Source organism: Mycobacterium sp. NPDC006124, assembly GCF_040614235.1.
Classification (GTDB): Bacteria; Actinomycetota; Actinomycetes; order Mycobacteriales; family Mycobacteriaceae; genus Mycobacterium.
In genome coordinates this window covers 63,069-82,409 of sequence record NZ_JBEXUA010000010.1, presented here as the reverse complement: position 1 = coordinate 82,409, position 19,341 = coordinate 63,069, and the positions used below count along the sequence as shown (strand labels likewise).

Sequence of the window (19,341 nt, the reverse complement as noted above, 5' to 3'; positions counted from 1 at the left end):
CTCCAGGGTACTTACCGTCGGCCTACCAGCACCACCTGTGGACTCGCCCGTACTCTGGCACTCATGGCTACTGCCCCCTATGGAGTCCGTCTGCTGGTCGGCGCCGCGGTGACCGCGCTGGAGGAAACTCGCAGACTGCCGCAGACCGTCATCACCTACCCGATGACGATCGTCAGCCAGTTCGCCCAACTGGTGATGAAGATGCAGCAGGACGTCGCCGACCTGGTCAACCGGGGCGACGAGACCTTGGAGCACCTGTTTCCGCCCAAGGACGAGCAACCCGAGTGGGCCACGTTCGACGAGGACGACGACGACTCCGACGACGGGCCCCATGGCGTCGGCGACGAGACGCCGCGCAACGGCGAACGGCTGACCGAGGGCCGGTTCGCGCTCTACAGCACGGGGGAACCCGAGTCGCGCGACGCCGAGCCTGCACCCACGCCCACGGCCGAGCAGCCCCCGGCGCCCGCCGACGGGGTGGTCGCCGAACTGGACTACGAATCGCTGACACTAGCCCAGTTGCGGGCCCGGCTGCCCTCGCTGAAGGTCGTCGACCTCGAGGAGCTGCTGGCCTTCGAGGAGGCCACCAAGGCGCGCGCGCCGTTCCAGACGCTGCTGGCCAACAGGATCACCCGCGCGTCCGCCAACAAATGACACCCCCCGTCGCTTCGCTCGCCCGGTCGTGACCGACCCCGCCCAGGGCAAGTCCGCCGACAACCCGTGGCCGGTCCGCTCGGTCGCGATGATGGTCAAGGACTGGATCGACCGGCTTGGCACGGTATGGGTCGAGGGGCAGATCGCCCAGCTCAACGTGCGCCCGAACTCGTCGACGGCCTACATCACGCTGCGTGATCCGGCGGCCGACATGTCGCTTCAGATCACCTGCCCACGGGACCTGGTGTTCAACGCACCGGTGAAGCTCGCCGAGGGCACCCAGGTGGTCATGCACGGCAGGCCCAACTTCTTCGTCGGCCGCGGGTCGTTCTCGTTGCGCGTCAACCAGATTCGCGCCGTCGGGATTGGCGAACTACTCGCCCGCATCGATCGGCTCCGCCAGTTGCTCGCCGCCGAGGGCCTGTTCGACTCCCGCCTCAAACGGCCGATTCCGTTCCTGCCCAACACGATCGGCCTCATCACGGGGCGGGCGTCGGCCGCGGAGAAGGACGTCATGTCGGTCGCCGCGGCCCGTTGGCCCGCCGTGCGCTTCGCCCTGCGCAACACCATCGTCCAGGGTCCCAGCGCGGTTCCCCAGATCGTCGACGCGCTTCGCGAACTCGACGCCGACGCGGACGTGGACGTCATCGTGCTCGCCCGTGGTGGCGGCAGCGTCGAGGATCTGCTCGCGTTCTCCGACGAGACGCTGTGCCGCGAGATCGCCAAGTGCACGACGCCGGTGGTGAGCGCCATCGGACACGAACCCGACAACCCGTTGTGCGATTTGGTCGCCGACGTACGCGCGGCCACGCCCACCGACGCCGCCAAGCGGGTGGTCCCCGATGCCGCCGCCGAGCGGGCCCGCGTCGCCGACTTGCGTGAGCGCAGCGCCAGGGCCCTGCGCAGCTGGGTACACCGTGAGCAACGCACGCTCGACCAGCTACGCAGCCGCCCGGTGCTGGCCCAGCCGCTGGCGGCGGTGAACGCCCGCGTCGAGGAGGTCCACCGGGCCCGGGCGACGGCCCGCCGTGACATAGCCCGGCTGATCGAGACGGAATCCCGCAGCGTCGGACACCTGTCGGCCCGCCTGGCCACCCTGGGGCCGGCGGCCACCCTGGCCCGCGGGTACGCCGTGGTGCAGATAGCGTCGGACCCGCCGTCGATCCTGCGGTCGACGGCGGATGCGCCGGCGGGCACCCGGCTTCGAATCCGCGTCGCCGACGGCGCGATGACCACGGTGAGCGAGGGGTCGGATGAAGCCCATTAGTCAACTCGGATACGAGCAGGCACGCGACGAACTCATCGAGGTGGTGCGCCAACTCGAGGAGGGCGGGCTCGACCTCGACGCCTCGCTCGCACTCTGGGAAAGGGGCGAGGAGCTGGCGAAACGATGCGAAGAGCACCTCGCGGGAGCGCGGGAGAAGGTCGAGCGGGCCCTGGCCTCCAGGGACGACGCCGAGGCCTGAGCGCACGACCCTCGCCCGTCACGGGGTCGAAACTGGAACACGTTTCAGTTACCCTCGTCGCATGGGTGACCCATCACTGACCACTGACCTTGGCCGCGTGCTGGTGACCGGCGGCTCGGGTTTCGTCGGCACCAACCTCGTCACCGAGTTGCTCGACCGCGGCCACGCCGTCCGCTCCTTCGACCGTGCCCCCTCGCCGCTTCCCGGGCGCGACGGCCTCGAGACCGTCGTCGGCGACATCACCGACCCCGACGACGTGGCTCGTGCCGTCGAGGGCGTCGACACCGTCATCCACACCGCCGCGATCATCGACCTGATGGGCGGCGGCTCCGCGCCGGCGCGCGAGCGCAGCTTCGCCGTCAACGTCGGCGGTACGAAGAACCTGGTCAACGCCGCCCAGGCCGCGGGCGTCGAACGTTTCGTCTACACCGCCTCCAACAGCGTCGTCATGGGTGGTCAATCCATCGCCGACGGCGACGAAAACCTGCCGTACACGACTCGATTCGCCGATCTGTACACCGAGACCAAGGTCGTCGCCGAGAAGTTCGTGCTCGCCGCCAACGGCACCGGAGGGATGCTCACCTGCAGCATCCGCCCCAGCGGCATCTGGGGTCGCGGCGACCAGACGATGTTTCGCAAGTTGTTCGAGAGCGTGCTGGCCGGGCACGTGAAGGTGCTCGTCGGCAGCAAGGACGTCAAGCTCGACAACTCATACGTACACAACCTGATTCACGGTTTCATCCTTGCCGCCGAACACCTGGTGCCAGGCGGTACGGCACCCGGGCAGGCCTACTTCGTCAACGACGGCGAACCGGTCAACATGTTCGAGTTCTCCCGGCCCGTGATCGAGGCGTGCGGTCACCGCTGGCCCCGACTGCGGGTGTCCGGACGGCTCGTCCACAAGGTGATGTCGGCCTGGCAGTGGCTGCACTTCCGCTTCGGACTCCCCCGCCCGCTACTGGAACCTCTTGCGGTGGAACGCGTCTACCTCGACAACTACTTCTCGACAGGCAAGGCCGAACGCGATCTGGGTTACCGCCCGCTCTACACCACCGAGGCCGCCATGGCCGACTGCCTGCCGTACTACGTCGACCTCTACGCCCAGCTGAAGGGTGCGGGCTCGCCAGTTCCGGCTCCCGCGTGAATCTTTGACGCAAGCCCTGACAAGCAGGCGCGAGACGCCTAGCGTGGCTTCCCCAAGGATCGCACCGATCGAGGGAGCTCAGCATGCCCGGCGGCAAACCCAACATCCTGGTCATCTGGGGTGACGACATCGGCATCTCGAACCTGAGCTGCTACAGCGACGGGATGATGGGCTACCGCACGCCCAACATCGACCGAATTGCCAACGAGGGCATGCGCTTCACCGATTCCTACGGCGAGCAAAGCTGCACCGCGGGCCGGGCGGCGTTCATCAGTGGCCAAAGCGTATATCGCACCGGAATGAGCAAGGTCGGCGTGCCCGGCGTCGACATCGGTTGGGCGGCCGAGGATCCCACGATTGCCGAACTGCTCAAGCCGCTGGGCTACGGATGCGGCCAGTTCGGCAAGAACCACTTCGGAGACTTGAACAAGTACTTGCCGACGGTGCACGGCTTCGACGAGTTCTACGGCAACCTCTACCACCTCAACGCCGAAGAAGAACCCGAGCAGTTCGACTACCCGCACAAGGACATGTTCCCGCGGCTCTACGAGTTGGCGCTGCCCCGCGGTGTGCTGGATTGCAAGGCTCTGCCCGAGGATTCCACCGAGCCCGACGACGAGAAGTTCGGCGCGATGGGCAAGCAGACGATCACCGACACCGGCCCCCTGACTGCCAAGCGCATGGAGACCATCGACGACGACATCGCCGACCGGACCGTCGAGTACATCACCCGCCAACACGAAGCGGATACGCCATTCTTCGTCTGGTGCAACTTCACCCACATGCACCTCTACACCCACTTGAAGCCGGGCAGCAAGGGCCAGGCCGGGATGTGGCAGTCCGAGTACCACGACGCGATGATCGATCACGACAGGAACGTCGGCACGGTACTCGACGCTCTCGACGAGCTTGGGATCGCAGACGACACCATCGTCATCTACTCCACGGACAACGGACCGCACCGCAACAGCTGGCCAGATGCCGGCACCACCCCGTTTCGCAGCGAGAAGAACACCAACTGGGAGGGCGCCTACCGGGTACCGGAGCTGATCCGCTGGCCCGGACGGATCAAGGCGGGCAGCATCTCCAACGACATCGTCCAGCATCATGACTGGCTGCCGACCCTGCTCGCCGCGGCTGGCGATCCCGACGTCAGCGAGAAGTTGAAGAAGGGACACCAGATCGGGGACGTCGAGTACAAGGTGCACATCGACGGCTTCAACCTGCTGCCCTATCTGATGGGCGAGGTCGAACACAGCCCGCGGCGCGGGTTCTTCTACTTCAACGACGACGCGCAGATGGTCGGGTTGCGCTTCGAGAACTGGAAGATCGTATTCGCCGAACAACGCGCCCAGGGCACGCTGAAGACGTGGTCCGAGCCGTTCACCGAACTGCGGGTGCCCAAGCTGTTCAACCTGCGTACCGACCCGTTCGAGTATGCCGACATCACGTCGAACACCTATTACGAGTGGTTCCTCCGCCGCGACTTCTTCGTCATCTACGCCACCGCAATGGCCTCGATGTTCCTCGACACGTTCAAGGAGTTCCCACCCCGGCACCCGCCGGCCAGCTTCAGCATCGATCAGATCGTCAAGAAGCTCGACGAGTTCCTGGCGGCCGACTAGATGCTGGACTCCTGGCGCGACGGACCCACGAAGTCGGCCATCGTCGACTTCGTGGCGCGCACCGTCACCGCCGTTCCACCCGAGGAACGCGTCGCGGTATTCGACAACGACGGCACGCTCTGGTGCGAGAAACCGATGTACGTGCAACTCGACTTCCTGTTGCGACGCTTCGCCGAACAGGCCGAGGCCGACCCGTCCTTGCGAGACAAGCAGCCCTACCGGGCGGCCTACACCGGCGACCTGGGATGGTTGGGCGATGCCGTCACCAAGCACTATCAGGGAGACGACTCCGACCTCAAACCGTTGGCGGCAGCGATACTCGTGTCGCAACACGACATCACCGTCGACGAGCTGGCAGCCCGGTTCGACGCCTTCTTCGCCGACGCCAGGCACCCGACACTGGATCGGCCCTACACCGAATGTGGTTATGCCCCAATGGTCGAGTTGCTGCGCTACCTGGAGGACCACGAATTCACCAACTACGTCGTCTCCGGCGGAGGACGTGACTTCATGCGTCCCATCACCGGGCCGCTCTACGGCATTCCGCCCGAGCGCGTGGTCGGCAGCTCGGTGGGCCTGGTCTATCGCGAGGGTCAGCTCTATACGACGTCGACTCCGGAGTTCCTCGACGACGGGCCCGTCAAGCCCGCCCGGCTGTGGGACCGCATCGGTCGGCGGCCCATCCTGGCGGCCGGAAACTCCAACGGCGACATCGAGATGCTGGAGTTCACCCGCGGTCTTCGGCTACTCGTCCGCCACGACGACGCCGACCGCGAATTCGACTACGTCACCGGCGCGGAGCGGGCGCTTGACCTCGCCGAGACCGAAGGATGGACGGTCGCCAGCATGCGCGACGATTGGGCGACGGTCTTCGGCTCGGATTGACCGTCGAGTGTGCGCACAGATCGCGAAACCTGGCGAATGCCCGATCCCACAGCACACGCGATGACGGGCGGTGACGGGCTGGCGTGGATCCCGCCGCAGACCGCACGACTGGGTTCCGAGGCGCACTACCCCGAGGAGGCGCCCGTCCGCGACGTGACGGTCGACGGCTTCTGGATGCAGACCCACCAGGTGACCAACGCCGACTTCGCCGCGTTCGTCGACGCCACCGGCTACCGCACCGTGGCGGAACAGCCGCTGGATCCAGACGACTACCCCGGTGCACCACCGGAGAACCTGCACCCCGGGTCGATGGTCTTCCACCGCACCCCAGGCCCGGTCGACCTGCGCCACCTGAGCCAGTGGTGGACGTGGACGCCGGGCGCCTGCTGGAACCACCCCCGCGGACCACGGTCGACGACGCGGGGCCGCGAGCGCCATCCCGTCGTCCACGTCGCGTACGAGGACGCCGTGACCTACGCCGACTGGGCGGGCCTGGGCCTGCCGAGCGAGGCGCAGTGGGAGGTCGCCGCCCGCGGCGGACGGCACGCCACGATCTACACCTGGGGTGACGAGCCGGAGCGGCCCGGCGAGCGACTCGCCAACTACTGGCACGGCGAGTTCCCCTATCTGCCCGACACCGGTTACGGAACCACCCTCGCAGTGGGGAGTTTCGCGCCGAACGACTACGGCCTCTTCGACATGGCGGGCAACGCGTGGGAGTGGACCACCGATTGGTGGTCGGACACCACCGACGTCGAATCATGTTGCGCCGCAGACAGTCACGACCCACGTCAGCCTCAGTTCGCCGGCGGTCGAAAGGTCGTGAAGGGTGGATCGTTCCTGTGCGCGGACGGCTACTGCCTGCGGTACCGGCCCGCGGCGCGGCGACCGCAGGCCCTCGACACCGGGATGAGCCACATCGGGTTCCGCTGCATCCGGACGCCGTGACCTCCGGGGACCCGACCCTGGTGAACGGCGGCCGTCTAGGCGATGATGCCTGCAACACGTTCCAGTCGACGAGGGAGTTGCATGACGGACGCCGTACTGGTGACGGGAGCCTTCGGGCTGGTGGGATCCTCCACGGTGAAGCGGCTGGCCGCCGACGGCCGACGGGTGGTGGCCACCGACCTCGACATCGCGGCCAACCGCAAGGCCGCCGACAAGCTCCCGCCCGGCGTCGAGGTGCAGTACGCCGACCTGACCGACCCCGGCTCGGTGCAGGCGCTCCTGGCTTGCGTCACGCCGGCGGCCGTCATCCACCTCGCCGCGATCATCCCGCCGTTCATCTACACCCGCAGGGCGCTCGCCGAGAAGGTCAACGTCGATGCGACGGGATCGCTGGTGGCGGCCGCGCAGCAGCTTCCCGTCCCGCCGCGGTTCGTGCTCGCGTCCAGCATCGCGGTGTACGGGGCACGCAACCCGCACACCCACCCCGACGTCTTGACCGCCGACACCCCGCTGAACCCGGCCGACGTCTACGGCGCCCACAAGGTCGCCGCGGAGGCGTTGGTCCGGGCCTCGACTCTGGACTGGGTGATCCTGCGCCTGGGCGGGGTGCTCACCGTCGACCCCGCCGCCTACATGAAGCTCGACAACCTCTACTTCGAAGGCCTGCTGCCGGTCGACGGACGGATCCAGACCGTCGACGTGCGCGACGTGGCCCGCGCCGTCGCCGCGGCCACCACGGCCGCCGCCGTCGGCGAGACCCTCCTCGTCGGGGGCGACGACACCCACCGCCTCGTTCAGGGTGACGTCGCACCCGCGATGGCCGCGGCGATGGGCCTGGTCGGTGGGCTCCCGACCGGGCTGAAGGGCGACCCGGACAGCGACGCCGACTGGTTCAACACCGACTGGATGGACACCACCCGGGCGCAGGAAGTGCTCAAGCACCAACAACATTCGTGGCCGGAGATGCTCATCGAGACAGCCAACAGGGCAGGTGCGAGCCGCCACCTGCTGCGCGTCGCCGCCCCGTTGACCAAGGCCGTCTTCACCCGCCGCGCGGGGTACTACGGTCGCACCGAGCCCTACGCCGATCCGTGGGGGGCGATCGCCAGGAAGTGGGCGGACCCCCGACCCGAGGGAGTCGAGCATTGAACACCGAAGACGAGCGCGAGTGAGGATCGCAGCGAGGAACGAGCGAGGACCGGAGCGAGTGGGAGTCGAGCATTGAACACCGAAGACGAGCGCGAGTGAGGATCAGCGAGGAACGAGCGAGGACCGGAGCGAGTGGGAGTCGAGCATTGAAACGAGCGATCGTCGTCGGCGGAGCCTCCGGCATCGGCTGGGCGTCGGCTCGCGCCCTTGCCGCCGACGGATACCGGGTCGTCGTCGCCGATCTGAACGGCGACGCCGCCACGACCCGGGCGGCCGAACTCGGCGACCCACATCTCGGCGAGTTCGTCGACGTCGCCGACGAGGCCTCGGTCGCGGCGCTCTTCGAGACCGTCGGCCCCTGCCACGCCGTGGTCAGTTGCGCGGGTTTCTCCACCTTCGGACCCATCGTCGACCTGCCGGTGGAGCAGTTCCGCTCGGTCGTCGACGTCTGCCTGACCGGGGCGTTCATCGTCGCCAAGTACGCGGGTCGGCACCTGGTCGAGGGCGGGTCGCTGGTGTCGATCTCCTCGCTGAACGCCCGGCAGCCCGCGATCGGCATGAGCGCGTACTGCTCGGCCAAGGCCGGCCTGTCCATGCTCACCCAGGTCGCCGCACTCGAACTCGCCCCGCGCGGCATCCGGGTCAACGCCGTCGCACCCGGTTTCGTGCACACCCCACTCACCGAGGGCGCCGCGCTGGTGCCGGGCGTCGTCGAGGAGTACGTCGAGAACACCCCGCTGGGCCGGGCGGGCACCCCGGAGGACGTCGCCGAGGCCGTCTCCTACCTGACCAAGGCGGCGTGGCTCACCGGCGAGGTGCTGGACCTCAACGGCGGCGCGCACCTCAAGCGCTACCCCGACATTCTCGGACACCTGACGAAACTGGCCGCGCCGTAGGCTCATCGCCGTGGCGATGCAGACGGAGTTCACCCGAACGCAGAAACGCGCGCTGGCCGTCGCGGTCATCGTGGCCCTGGTCTTCGGCGCGTACTTCCTCCGCGGCTACTTCATGCTCATCGTCGTGGCGGCGGTCGCGGCCTACCTGTTCAACCCGGTGTTCGACTGGTTCCTCCGGAGGTTCAGCCGCGGTTTGTCGGTGACGTTCACGTTGCTGGCGGCGGTCTTCGCGGTGATCATCCCGGTGGGCCTGCTCATCCTGCTGGCCGTCGTGCAGATCAGCGCAATGGTGCGCAGCGTCTCGGACTGGGTGTCGCGAACCGACCTGAACTCCCTCGGTGACCACGCGCTGAAGTGGACCAACGACGCGATCGACAAGATCCCGTTCCTCGGCGACGTGCAAGTGACTCCGCAACTGCTGCAGGAGAAGATGAGCACCGTCGCCCAGAGCGCGGGCGAGTACGCCCTGGAGGCGGTACAGGGTGCCGCAGGCAGTCTCGCCGGCGTGCTCACCGGCGCCGTGCTGTTCGTCTACGTGTTCCTCTCGCTGCTCTCCAACCGCGAACGCGTGCAGATGTTGATCCGCAAGCTCAACCCCCTCGGCGAGGACGTCACGGATCTGTACCTGGAGAAGATGGGTGCGATGGTGCGCGGCACCGTCTTCGGCCAATTCGTCATCGCGCTGGCCCAGGGCCTGGCCGGTGCGGTGTCGATCTACCTGGCCGGCTTCCACGACGGCTTCTTCATCTTCGCGATCCTGCTCAGCGCGCTGTCGGTGATCCCGCTCGGCGGCGGCGTGCTCAGCATCCCGTTCGGCATCGGAATGATCCTGTTCGGCAACGTCTTCGGCGGAATCTTCGTGATCGCCTGGCACCTGATCGTGGTGACCAACATCGACAACGTGCTGCGCCCGATCCTGGTCCCCCGCGCGGCCCGACTGGATTCCGCACTGATGCTGCTGGCCGTGTTCGCGGGCATCACGATGTTCGGCTTCCTGGGCATCGTCATCGGACCGGTGCTGATGATCGTGATCGTCACCACGGTCAGCGTCTATCTCGCGGTGTTCAAGGGCGTGCCCATCGAGGACCACGAGGACGACGAGGACGACGACGACCGGCCGGGCCCCGTCGCCCGGCTCGTCGAACGGGCGCGCGCCCGCATGTGGGCCCATCGCGACCAGCGACGGCGACAGGCCCAGGCTGCGGTTACGCCGCCGCCAGCCGCTGTGTGAGGAACTCGACGACGCGCTTGCGCGCCTCATAGGCCGGGTGACCCTCCACTTCGCGCACCTCGAGGGTCAGCACCGAGTGGGCCATCCTGCCGAAGCCGTGTTCGTTGCCCTTCTTGGAATTGATCTCGATGACCTCGAAGGCGTCCCCGAGGCGGGCCTTGAGGGTGCGAAAGCGCGCACTCGGCGACATCGGATCCTCGCTGAACCGCAACGCCAGGGCGCATAGGCCCTCCTCGGCGACGCGACGTTCGACGATTTCGAGCTCGGCTTCCGACAGCCCGGGATCGGCCTTCTGCTTGGCGGTGAGCCCGATGGGCAGCGACGGCTGGCTCAGCACGGGCGCCAGCACGCTGTCGTCGACGGCGGCGGCCAGGGCGAACCCACCGCTCCAGCACTCACCGATGACGCCGACGCCCTTGCCCGGGGTCCGTGCGTTGAGGTCACGGGCCAGCGCGCGGAGGTAGTGGGCGATGGGCCGGTCGGCGTTGGTCGCGAACGCAGCGAACTCCTTGGCCACACAACCCTTCACCATCACCGGCACTGCTCCGGGCCGGATGCCCGGCGCCCCCGGGGTGCCGTACAGCGACGGCGCCGCGACGGTGAACCCGTTGTCCACCAAGTGGTTTCCCAAGGCCAGGACACCAGGGTGCAGCCCGGGCATCTCCGGTATCAGCACCACCCCGGGGCCCTCGCCCTTGCGGTAGACGTCGTAGGTGAATCCCTCGGCGGTGAAGGGCTCTGCACTCCAGCCCGCGAGGTCTGCTTCCGGTCCTGGCATCGGGGAACTCCTAGGCGGTGGGCAGCGGCGGCTGCGACTGCGTGGCCGAGGCCAGCGTACGGTACTCGTCGGTACCTGCAGGCCCCGTCACCGCGATCTGCGCCGGGCCGGTCGGCCCCGTCAGCCGGGTCGTCCACACCGGACGGGACTCGTCGCCGCCCTCGTAGACGATCCACCGCACGCCGTCGACGTCCTGCGTTCCGGTCGGCGCGACGTCGGGGTCGATCCACCGCACCAAGCTCGGTTCGTCGGCGTCACTCTGGATGAGGCTGATGAACATGCCCGTCGGCGCCAGGAATCCGGTCCGCGAGACGACCGCGCGTGCCGGACGCCCGTTCTCGGTGCGGCCGCCGTCGATGCTGGCCCGCGAACCGGAGTTGGCGTTCCACCCGTCCGGCAGCCGGGGCATGCGAACCGGGATCTTGAGCGTTTCGGCGTCGGCCTTGAGCGCCGCGGCCGTGTCGTACGGGATCACGGGGCCTTGACCTGGGCCGTTGGGCGCGAACGAGCACATTCCGAGCACCCCGGCCAGCACGATGCAGACCAGGACGAGCGGTGCCATCGACCAGAACATGTCGCGGCCGTCCTGAAGGAGCCGCGACTTCGCCGGTTTGGGCTCCGGAGCCGCCTGGGGTGTAGTCACACTGCCAGTATCCCAGCTCCCCGAGCGGGAACCGCTAATGAAAGAATCTGGCCCATGACATCTTCTGATGCTCTTCGCGCAAGCGGCTCATCATCCTCTGACGCTCCCTCTGTCGACGGGTCCAAGCGATCGCGGCGCGAGGCCCCCGATCGCAACCTCGCCCTGGAGCTGGTACGGGTGACCGAGGCGGGCGCCATGGCCGCGGGCCGCTGGGTCGGCCGGGGCGACAAGGAGGGTGGCGACGGGGCCGCCGTCGACGCCATGCGGGAGCTGGTGAACTCGGTGTCGATGCGTGGTGTCGTGGTCATCGGCGAAGGCGAGAAGGACAACGCGCCGATGCTCTACAACGGCGAAGAGGTCGGCAACGGCGACGGACCGGACTGCGACTTCGCCGTCGACCCGGTCGACGGCACCACGCTGATGGCCAAGGGCATGCCCAACGCGATCTCGGTGCTCGCGGTGGCCGAACGCGGCGCCATGTTCGACCCGTCGGCGGTGTTCTACATGAACAAGATCGCCGTCGGCCCGGACGCGGTCGACGTCATCGACATCACCGCGCCCATCGGCGAGAACATCCGCAAGGTCGCCAAGGCCAAGAAGTCCACCGTCGCCGACCTCACGGTCTGCGTGCTCGACCGGCCCCGGCACGCCCAGCTCATCAACGACGTCCGAGAGGCCGGCGCGCGCATCCGCCTCATCAACGACGGCGACGTCGCGGGCGCCATCTCGGCGTGCCGGCCCAATTCGGGCACCGACCTGCTCGCGGGCATCGGCGGTACGCCCGAGGGCATCATCACCGCGGCCGCCATCCGCTGCATGGGCGGCGCGATCCAGGCCGTCCTCGCCCCGACCGACGACGCCGAGCGTCAGAAGGCCGTCGACGCGGGTCACGATCTGGACCGGGTGCTCCACACCGAGGACCTCGTCTCGGGCGAGAACGTCTTCTTCTCCGCCACCGGCGTCACCGACGGCGACCTGCTCCAAGGCGTCCGCTACTCCGGCGGGGGCTGCACCACCCAGTCGATCGTCATGCGCTCCAAGTCCGGCACCGTCCGGATGATCGAGGCCTACCACCGGCTCACCAAGCTCAACGAGTACTCCGCGGTCGACTTCACCGGCGACGTCTCCGCCGCGTACCCCTTGCCCTAACGTCCTCACACCCACCACCACACGAATCAGGGAGCAGATGTCCGCCGACAGCGCAGTCGAGACCGAATACCGCATCGAACACGACACCATGGGTGAGGTCCGGGTGCCCAAGAGCGCCCTGTGGCGCGCTCAGACGCAACGTGCGGTGGAGAACTTCCCGATCTCGTTCCGGCCCTTGGAGCGCACTCAGATCCGCGCCCTCGGCCTGCTCAAGGGTGCGTGCGCCCAAGTCAACAAGGACCTCGGCCTGCTCGATGCAGACAAGGCCGACGCCATCATCGCCGCGGCCGCCGAGATCGCCGACGGCAAGCACGACGACCAATTCCCCATCGACGTGTTCCAGACCGGCTCGGGCACCAGCTCCAACATGAACGCCAACGAGGTGATCGCCTCGATCGCCAAGGCCAACGGCGTGGAGGTCCATCCCAACGACCACGTCAACATGTCGCAGAGCTCCAACGACACCTTCCCCACCGCGACCCACATCGCCGCCACCGAAGCCGCCGTGCGCCATCTCATTCCGGCCCTGGAGGTGCTACACGAGTCGCTGGCGGGCAAGGCCCGGCAGTGGCGCACCGTCGTCAAGTCCGGCCGCACCCACCTGATGGACGCCGTCCCGGTGACGCTGGGTCAGGAGTTCGGCGGGTACGCCCGCCAGGTCGAGGCCGGCATCGAGCGGATCAAGGCCACGCTCCCCCGACTCGGCGAACTCGCCATCGGCGGCACCGCCGTGGGTACCGGCCTCAACGCGCCCGACGGGTTCGGCACCAAGGTCGTCGACGTGCTGGTCGACCAGACCGGGATCGCCGAATTGCGCACCGCCGCAGACTCGTTCGAGGCGCAGGCAGCTCGCGATGGCCTGGTCGAGGCCTCCGGAGCCCTCAAGACGATCGCCGTGTCGCTGACCAAGATCGCCAACGACGTCCGCTGGATGGGCTCGGGACCACTCACCGGACTCGGCGAACTTCAGCTGCCCGACCTGCAGCCCGGAAGTTCGATCATGCCCGGCAAGGTGAATCCCGTTCTGCCCGAGGCAGTTACGCAGGTCGCCGCTCAGGTGATCGGCAACGACGCCGCCGTCACGGTCGGCGGCCTCTCGGGCGCGTTCGAGCTCAACGTCTACATCCCGATGATGGCGCGCAACGTGCTCGAATCGTTCACGCTGCTGTCGAACGTCTCGAAGCTGTTCGCCGAGCGGTGCATCGACGGCCTCGTCGCCAACGAAACCCATCTGCGCGAACTCGCCGAGTCGTCCCCGTCGATCGTGACACCGCTGAACTCGGCCATCGGCTACGAGGAGGCGGCGAAGGTCGCCAAGGAAGCCCTCAAGGAGCGCAAGACGATTCGGCAGACCGTCATCGATCGCGGCCTGATCGGCGACAAGCTCTCCGAAGAGGAACTCGACAAGCGCCTCGACGTACTCAAGATGGCGAAGGTCAAACAGGGCGACTGAATTTTGCCGCTCGGGCGGGTCCCGCCCCGGCCCTAGACTTCTCTGCAGACGTCTTGGGCTGAGGGGGACCGTAGATGGGGCTGATCGACGCGTTCGACGCGACGTGGTCTGCGGCACTCGCGACGTTCGGCGACGGCACTCCCCGGGACGGGCGCGACTTCGAGGACTCCAGCCGACGGCTCGGCGAGATGGGCGACGAAGTGTCCGCGGCGCGACCGGGGGCCGCGTGGGTAGGCTCCGGCGCCGACGCCTACAGCGCCCGCAACGCCGCGCACCACGGGGTGATCGGCGGACTGTCACGCCTCGACCAGCGGCTCGCCGCCGAGATCACCCACTCGGCCGCGGTGGTCACCAAGGGCCGACGCGACCTCGACGCGGTACGTGCCTCGGTCCACGCCGTCGCCGCCACCCTGCCGCCGACCGTGCGCGGAGATCAGCTGCTGATGCCGACGGTGCGGCGCGGCCTCGACGACATCGGCCAGGTCATCCAGCGGTCACACGACGACGCCCGCGTCATCGCCCGGCGCATCGAGGGCCTCGGCGAGGAGTACCGGGCCCTCGGCGGTGACGGACGACCGAGTCCCGCGCCGGACACCGAAGCGCTATGGGGTGACGACGAGACGGTTCCCGGCACCCCCCAGCGTCCCTTCGAGGGAGTGCTGAGCGACGAGGAATGGCGCATCGCGCGCCTGTCGCCGACGTTGCTCGACGAGTACCAGCAGGCTCGGGCGCAGGGCTGGACGTTCACCTCCAACCCGGGGGTGGGGACCTACACCAACGATCGGGACAAGGTCGTCAACATCGATCCGGACCTCGCGGCGAACGGACCGTTCCAACGGGTCAACGCGCTCTCCCACGAACTGGGTCACGCGCTGAAGAACCCGCCCCTCGACCGCAGCTCCAAGGACGCCTTCGTCGACTCGCGGTTGGACGGCGAGGGCGCCGCAGTCGTGAACACCATTGCGATAGAACGGGAAATCCTCGCGGCGGGTGGAACCGACATCGTTCCTGCCGCACCGAACGACGACCGCTTCGAACGCATCTACGACTCCTACGTCCAGGCCGGCAGCACGCCGGCGGCCTACGCCGACGCGATCCGCCAGATCGGTCAGGTCTACGGCACCCTGGTTCCGTCGACCGATCCGTCGACGACCTACCGGGAGTACTACGGCAGGGACTATCCGTGACCAAGCTCATCGCGAGCATGCTGGCCGTCGTCCTGCTCGGCGCGGCGTGCACCACCTCGAAGGAGGGAACGGCCGTGGCCAGTCCTCAACCCCCGCAGGACGTATGGCAACTCGCCGACCGCCTGGTCGCCCTCGTCCCCTTGTCGGCGGACAAGCTGGCGGACCTGCTGGGCACCGCGTTCACGCCGGACCCGCGCAATCCCCTTCGCCTCGACGGCGCGGCGGTGCAGTTGAGTCCGTCCCTGCAGATCACCTCGTCGGTCCTCGCCGTCGTCGACGGCACCTGGTCCTTCGCGTCCGTCGACGTCGCACCGACGCCGTGCGTCACCGAGGACGTGCTCAAGCAGCACTACCCGGCCGCGGAGATCACCAGCTACCCGAGCGGTCACTCGCCCATGGAGGAGTTCCTGTGGAGCACGAGCTACGACTGGGGTCGGCTCAGCTTCGGCATCCGCGAGCAGGACCGGTGCGTGGCCGGCGTGTCGCTGGAGCGCGCCAAGCCCTGACCCTCATCGGGTGCTCCCCGTCAACGCCTTGATTCCCGGCCACGCCGTCACGCTGTGGACGACGAGGCTCAACGAAACGGTCACCGCCACCACCTGGACGATCAGCGACTCCTGCTCGACGCTGCCGCGCTCCAACACCAGCAGGCCCAGCACCAACGTGCCGATGCCCCGCGGACCGAACCAGCCGAGAACGCCCGCTCGCGCAGCGGTACGTCGCTGCGCACCAAGGCCACCGCTACGGCCACGAGGCGGACCGCGAACACGGCGACGATCGCGAACACCACGACGCGCCAGTCGGCGTCACGCCACCCCGCGATCACCGCGTACCCGCCGAACAACGCGAACACCGTGAGCTCGAGAAGCTGCCCAGCCGCCTCGGATACGTGCATCTCGGGTCGCGACCCGGCGCGGCGCGCGGCCAGTGCGTACGCCAGCCCACCGGCGAACGCAGCCACGAAACCACTGCCGTGCAACGACTCTGCGACCTGAAAGCAGATCAGCGCGACGGCCAGCGTGGCCAGCTGCGCCCAGGTGTCGCTCATCCAGCCGCGACCACGTGAGGTGCCGATGAGCCACCCGCCCGTCGCGCCGACGCCGATACCGACGGCCAGGGACAGCACTTCGGTGCGCAGGAAGAACGAGCCCCAGTCGATTCCCGAGTCGGTGCGGTTCGAGGCCAAGGACAGAGCCGCGAGAAGCGCGGCAAGGGCGAACCCGTCGTAGAAGCCGCTCTCGGTGGACAGCGCGTGGCGGATCCGGTCGGGGATGCGGCCGTCCTCGAGCAGGGCGTCCACCAGCGCGACCTCGGTAGGCGCGACGATCGCGGCCAGACACACCGCCTCCCAGAGCGGCATCACCGGGAACAGCGCCAGCGCCGCCACGGCGCCCAGGGTGATGGCGAGCGGAATGCCCACCACCAGCAGCCGGAAGGTCACCTCGCGGCGACGCAGCACCGCGGCCAAGTCGTGCTCCGCCGCCTGGTTGAACAGGATGACCGTCAGCGCGAGTTGCGCCAGCACCGTGAACGTCGAGGTGGCCGGACCACTCTCCAACACCCCGAATCCAAACGGCCCCAACGCCATTCCACACAGCACGAAGATCAGCGCGGGCGCCAGGTACCACTGCTTGACCAAGCCGGAGACGACCGCGTAGGCGAGCACCAGCAGCGTCAGGGCGACCGCGGTGTCAGTCGTCATGGCGTCCCGTCACGCCCCGTTGTTGGAGCCGCCCGAGTTGGCCCCCGGGATGTCGGTGATCGGGATGTTCGGCATCGGCGGAGGCGACGGCGTGTTCGGCAGCGACGGGATCTCCCCCGGCGGGATGTCGACCAAGCCGTTGACGGGTGGACCGTTGTCGCGGCTGCCGTACGTGCTGCCGGGTTCGCGCTCACCGAGCATCTGCGTGACGGTCACCATGTGATAGCCGTTGGCCTTCAGCACGGGCAGGAACTGCTGGACCAGGTCGACCGTCGACGAATAGGTGTCGTGGAACAGCACCACCGAATTTGGCTTGATCTGGCTCATCAGCATGTAGCGAGTCGCCGCGGTGTTGGAGTCGTTGGCCCAGTCGAACGGGATGACGTCCCAGTTGATGTCGGCCAGGCCTTGCTTCTTGGCCTCGGCCAGCACCTGGTCGTCGATCAACCCGCCCGCGGTGCGCACCAGCTTCGGGCGCTGACCCGTCGCCGCCTCGATGGCGTCACTGGCCTTGCTGAACTGCGCGGGAATGTCCTCGGGCGGGATGGTCGTCATGTTGGGGTGCTCCCAGGTGTGCTGCCCCAGTTCCATGCCGGCCTCGACGACGCGCTTGGCGCCCTCGGGGTTGGCCGCGACCTTGTTGCCGATCTCGAAGAACGTGGCCTTGGCGTCGTTGTCCTCGAGCACCTTCAGCAACCGGTCGGTGTACGGGCTAGGGCCGTCGTCGAAGGTCAGCGCGATGCACTTGTACTGGGCGCAGTCGACCTCGTCGGCCTTGGCGACGTGCCCGGTCCAACTGCCGACGACGACGATGGCCACCCCTGCGCAGACCCCGATGACGGTCCGCCAGTAGGTCCAGGCGAGGGTGTCAGGGCGCTTCGGCACGTTGGCAGCCTACCGACCCGCCCTGACCGCAACGCGTGTGCTGTGAGATCGCGAAATTGGACGGGATCGCGATCCCACAGCACACGCGATGGTCATCAGGTCATCGGGATCAGGGCAGGGCGCCCGGGCTGAACTCCTCCAGCATCTCGGTCACCAGGGCCGCGATGGGCGACCGCTCGCTGCGCAGCAGCGTGATGTGGGCGAACAACGGGTGCCCCTTGAGCTTCTCGATGACCGCCGCGACGCCGTCGTGGCGACCCACCCGCAGGTTGTCGCGCTGGGCGACGTCGTGGGTGAGCACCACCCGCGAGCCGGCGCCCAATCGCGACAGCACGGTCAGCAGCACGTTGCGCTCCAGGCTCTGCGCCTCGTCGACGATGACGAAGGAGTCGTGCAGCGACCGGCCCCGAATGTGGGTCAGCGGCAACACCTCGAGCATGCCGCGGGCATGCACCTCGTCGAGGACCGCCGGGCTGGCGAGCCCCTCGAGGGTGTCGAAGACCGCCTGGGCCCAGGGACCCATCTTCTCGCTCTCGCTACCCGGCAGGTAGCCCAGATCCTGCCCGCCGACGGCATAGAGCGGCCGGAAGACGACGACCTTGCGCTGGGTGCGCCGTTCCAGGACCGCCTCGAGACCGGCGCACAGGGCCAGCGCCGACTTGCCGGTGCCCGCCTTGCCGCCGAGGGAGACGATGCCGACCGACTCGTCGAGCAGCAGGTCCAGGGCGACGCGCTGTTCGGCTGACCTTCCCCGGAGGCCGAACACCTCCCGATCGCCTCGGACCAGCTGCACCCGCTTCTCGGCGTTCACCCGGCCCAGTGCCGACGAACTGCCGCTGAGCAGCCGAACACCGGTGTGACACGGCAGGTTTCGGGCCTCTTCGAGGTCGATCTCGCCGTCTGCGAACAGCGTGGCGATCTCGTCGGCGGCCACGTCGACCTCGGACATCCCGGTCCAACCGGACGTCACGACGTCCTGGGCGTGGTACTCGTCGGCGGGCAGTCCGACGGCCCCGGCCTTGACGCGCAGCGGGATGTCCTTGCTGACGAGGGTGACCAGCTTGCCCTCGGCCGCCAGATTCGCCGCGCAGGTCAGGATCCTGGCGTCGTTGGTGCCGGTGCGAAAGCCCAGGGGCAACACCGTCGGATCGCTGTGGTTCAGCTCGATCTGGAGCGTACCGCCCTGTGTACCAATGGGAATCGGTTGATCCAGGCGCCCGTGTTCGAGCCGCAGGTCGTCGAACATCCGCAGTGCCTGCCGAGCGAACCACCCCAGTTCGTGGTGGTGTCGCTTGGCCTCCAACTCGCTGATGACCACGAGGGGGACGACGACTTCATGCTCGGCGAACCGATTGCATGCCCAAGGATCGGACAGCAACACGGAAGTGTCGAGAACATACGTCCTCTTGGCGGTCCCGACGTTCTCAGTCACGTGGCGCTCCTAGGCCCGTGCGGCACCGCACGAACTCCCTCGGCGGATACCGCGGTATCAGGACCGGGGCCGGTCCCGTCTTCGTCGAAACGACGGATACCGCCCGGATAGCAG

At 68.1% G+C, this 19,341-nt stretch carries 19 protein-coding genes; 14 read left to right on the top strand and 5 right to left on the bottom strand.

The features are described 5' to 3' along the window. Window positions 1-63: 63 nt before the first annotated feature. The 10 genes from ABZ195_RS20060 to ABZ195_RS20015 all read left to right on the top strand — a co-directional run bounded on the left by ABZ195_RS20060 (window position 64) and on the right by ABZ195_RS20015 (window position 9,998). The gene (locus tag ABZ195_RS20060; RefSeq protein WP_355220828.1) at window positions 64-654 is read left to right on the top strand and encodes a lipid droplet-associated protein; all 591 of its coding nucleotides are present in this window, start codon (window positions 64-66) and stop codon (window positions 652-654) included. 28 nt (window positions 655-682) lie between these two features. Next, window positions 683-1,921, top strand: coding sequence for an exodeoxyribonuclease VII large subunit (xseA, locus tag ABZ195_RS20055; RefSeq protein WP_355220826.1), 1,239 nt, complete (start codon window positions 683-685; stop codon window positions 1,919-1,921). Then, window positions 1,908-2,120, top strand: a complete 213-nt coding sequence (locus tag ABZ195_RS20050; RefSeq protein WP_355220824.1) for an exodeoxyribonuclease VII small subunit — start codon at window positions 1,908-1,910, stop codon at window positions 2,118-2,120. Before xseA ends, ABZ195_RS20050 begins: the two co-directional genes overlap by 14 nt. Before the next feature lie 61 nt (window positions 2,121-2,181). After that, window positions 2,182-3,264: an NAD-dependent epimerase/dehydratase family protein gene (locus tag ABZ195_RS20045; RefSeq protein WP_355220822.1), complete on the top strand. Its 1,083-nt coding sequence runs from the start codon at window positions 2,182-2,184 to the stop codon at window positions 3,262-3,264. An 83-nt stretch (window positions 3,265-3,347) separates the two neighbouring features. Then, on the top strand, window positions 3,348-4,889 hold the full coding sequence (locus ABZ195_RS20040) for an arylsulfatase (protein ID WP_355220820.1): 1,542 nt from the start codon (window positions 3,348-3,350) through the stop codon (window positions 4,887-4,889). Continuing rightward, a complete protein-coding gene (locus tag ABZ195_RS20035; protein WP_355220818.1) occupies window positions 4,890-5,774 on the top strand; it encodes an HAD family hydrolase in 885 nt (294 codons plus the stop codon). It begins immediately after the preceding gene. Window positions 5,775-5,834: 60 nt separating this feature from the next. Beyond that, a complete protein-coding gene (locus ABZ195_RS20030; RefSeq protein WP_355220999.1) occupies window positions 5,835-6,722 on the top strand; it encodes a formylglycine-generating enzyme family protein in 888 nt (295 codons plus the stop codon). Window positions 6,723-6,803: 81 nt separating this feature from the next. Beyond that, entirely contained in the window at window positions 6,804-7,871 is a 1,068-nt protein-coding gene (locus ABZ195_RS20025) for an NAD(P)-dependent oxidoreductase (protein WP_355220817.1), read from the top strand. Between the two features lie 146 nt (window positions 7,872-8,017). After that, window positions 8,018-8,767, top strand: a complete 750-nt coding sequence (locus ABZ195_RS20020; RefSeq protein ID WP_355220815.1) for an SDR family NAD(P)-dependent oxidoreductase — start codon at window positions 8,018-8,020, stop codon at window positions 8,765-8,767. A gap of 16 nt (window positions 8,768-8,783) precedes the next feature. Continuing rightward, on the top strand, window positions 8,784-9,998 hold the full coding sequence (locus ABZ195_RS20015; protein ID WP_355220997.1) for an AI-2E family transporter: 1,215 nt from the start codon (window positions 8,784-8,786) through the stop codon (window positions 9,996-9,998). Here the strand turns inward: ABZ195_RS20015 and ABZ195_RS20010 are convergent. Continuing rightward, the gene (locus ABZ195_RS20010) at window positions 9,973-10,776 is read right to left on the bottom strand and encodes a dienelactone hydrolase family protein (protein ID WP_355220813.1); all 804 of its coding nucleotides are present in this window, start codon (window positions 10,774-10,776) and stop codon (window positions 9,973-9,975) included. The two genes, ABZ195_RS20015 and ABZ195_RS20010, sit on opposite strands and share 26 nt — an antisense overlap. A 10-nt stretch (window positions 10,777-10,786) precedes the next feature. After that, window positions 10,787-11,419 (bottom strand): DUF4245 domain-containing protein, encoded by a 633-nt coding sequence (locus ABZ195_RS20005; RefSeq protein ID WP_355220811.1) that lies wholly within the window; start codon window positions 11,417-11,419, stop codon window positions 10,787-10,789. Window positions 11,420-11,473: 54 nt separating this feature from the next. Here ABZ195_RS20005 and glpX point away from each other — a divergent pair, with 54 nt between their 5' ends. The 4 genes from glpX to ABZ195_RS19985 all read left to right on the top strand — a co-directional run bounded on the left by glpX (window position 11,474) and on the right by ABZ195_RS19985 (window position 15,714). Further along, on the top strand, window positions 11,474-12,568 hold the full coding sequence (gene glpX / locus ABZ195_RS20000; protein ID WP_355220810.1) for a class II fructose-bisphosphatase: 1,095 nt from the start codon (window positions 11,474-11,476) through the stop codon (window positions 12,566-12,568). A gap of 37 nt (window positions 12,569-12,605) precedes the next feature. Beyond that, the gene (locus ABZ195_RS19995; RefSeq protein ID WP_355220808.1) at window positions 12,606-14,021 is read left to right on the top strand and encodes a class II fumarate hydratase; all 1,416 of its coding nucleotides are present in this window, start codon (window positions 12,606-12,608) and stop codon (window positions 14,019-14,021) included. A gap of 74 nt (window positions 14,022-14,095) precedes the next feature. After that, window positions 14,096-15,208 (top strand): EspA/EspE family type VII secretion system effector, encoded by a 1,113-nt coding sequence (locus tag ABZ195_RS19990; protein WP_355220806.1) that lies wholly within the window; start codon window positions 14,096-14,098, stop codon window positions 15,206-15,208. Continuing rightward, on the top strand, window positions 15,205-15,714 hold the full coding sequence (locus ABZ195_RS19985; protein ID WP_355220804.1) for a hypothetical protein: 510 nt from the start codon (window positions 15,205-15,207) through the stop codon (window positions 15,712-15,714). Before ABZ195_RS19990 ends, ABZ195_RS19985 begins: the two co-directional genes overlap by 4 nt. A 101-nt stretch (window positions 15,715-15,815) precedes the next feature. On the opposite strand, the gene ABZ195_RS19980 is transcribed toward ABZ195_RS19985, so the two are convergent. The 3 genes from ABZ195_RS19980 to ABZ195_RS19970 form a co-directional block, all read right to left on the bottom strand. Next, entirely contained in the window at window positions 15,816-16,910 is a 1,095-nt protein-coding gene (locus ABZ195_RS19980; RefSeq protein WP_355220802.1) for a cation:proton antiporter, read from the bottom strand. A 9-nt stretch (window positions 16,911-16,919) separates the two neighbouring features. Further along, window positions 16,920-17,795, bottom strand: coding sequence for a polysaccharide deacetylase family protein (locus ABZ195_RS19975; protein ID WP_355220800.1), 876 nt, complete (start codon window positions 17,793-17,795; stop codon window positions 16,920-16,922). 109 nt (window positions 17,796-17,904) lie between these two features. Continuing rightward, entirely contained in the window at window positions 17,905-19,227 is a 1,323-nt protein-coding gene (locus ABZ195_RS19970; RefSeq protein WP_355220799.1) for a PhoH family protein, read from the bottom strand. Window positions 19,228-19,341: the final 114 nt, after the last annotated feature.

Bases quoted from the DNA above. Each gene is read 5' to 3' on its own strand.
- ABZ195_RS20060 (WP_355220828.1), top strand. From the start codon at position 64: ATGGCTACTGCCCCCTATGGAGTCCGTCTGCTGGTCGGCGCCGCGGTG.
- ABZ195_RS20050 (WP_355220824.1), top strand. From the start codon at position 1,908: ATGAAGCCCATTAGTCAACTCGGATACGAGCAGGCACGCGACGAACTC.
- ABZ195_RS20045 (WP_355220822.1), top strand. From the start codon at position 2,182: ATGGGTGACCCATCACTGACCACTGACCTTGGCCGCGTGCTGGTGACC.
- ABZ195_RS20040 (WP_355220820.1), top strand. From the start codon at position 3,348: ATGCCCGGCGGCAAACCCAACATCCTGGTCATCTGGGGTGACGACATC.
- ABZ195_RS20035 (WP_355220818.1), top strand. From the start codon at position 4,890: ATGCTGGACTCCTGGCGCGACGGACCCACGAAGTCGGCCATCGTCGAC.
- ABZ195_RS20030 (WP_355220999.1), top strand. From the start codon at position 5,835: ATGACGGGCGGTGACGGGCTGGCGTGGATCCCGCCGCAGACCGCACGA.
- ABZ195_RS20025 (WP_355220817.1), top strand. From the start codon at position 6,804: ATGACGGACGCCGTACTGGTGACGGGAGCCTTCGGGCTGGTGGGATCC.
- ABZ195_RS20015 (WP_355220997.1), top strand. From the start codon at position 8,784: ATGCAGACGGAGTTCACCCGAACGCAGAAACGCGCGCTGGCCGTCGCG.
- ABZ195_RS20010 (WP_355220813.1), bottom strand. From the start codon at position 10,776: ATGCCAGGACCGGAAGCAGACCTCGCGGGCTGGAGTGCAGAGCCCTTC.
- glpX (WP_355220810.1), top strand. From the start codon at position 11,474: ATGACATCTTCTGATGCTCTTCGCGCAAGCGGCTCATCATCCTCTGAC.
- ABZ195_RS19995 (WP_355220808.1), top strand. From the start codon at position 12,606: ATGTCCGCCGACAGCGCAGTCGAGACCGAATACCGCATCGAACACGAC.
- ABZ195_RS19990 (WP_355220806.1), top strand. From the start codon at position 14,096: ATGGGGCTGATCGACGCGTTCGACGCGACGTGGTCTGCGGCACTCGCG.
- ABZ195_RS19980 (WP_355220802.1), bottom strand. From the start codon at position 16,910: ATGACGACTGACACCGCGGTCGCCCTGACGCTGCTGGTGCTCGCCTAC.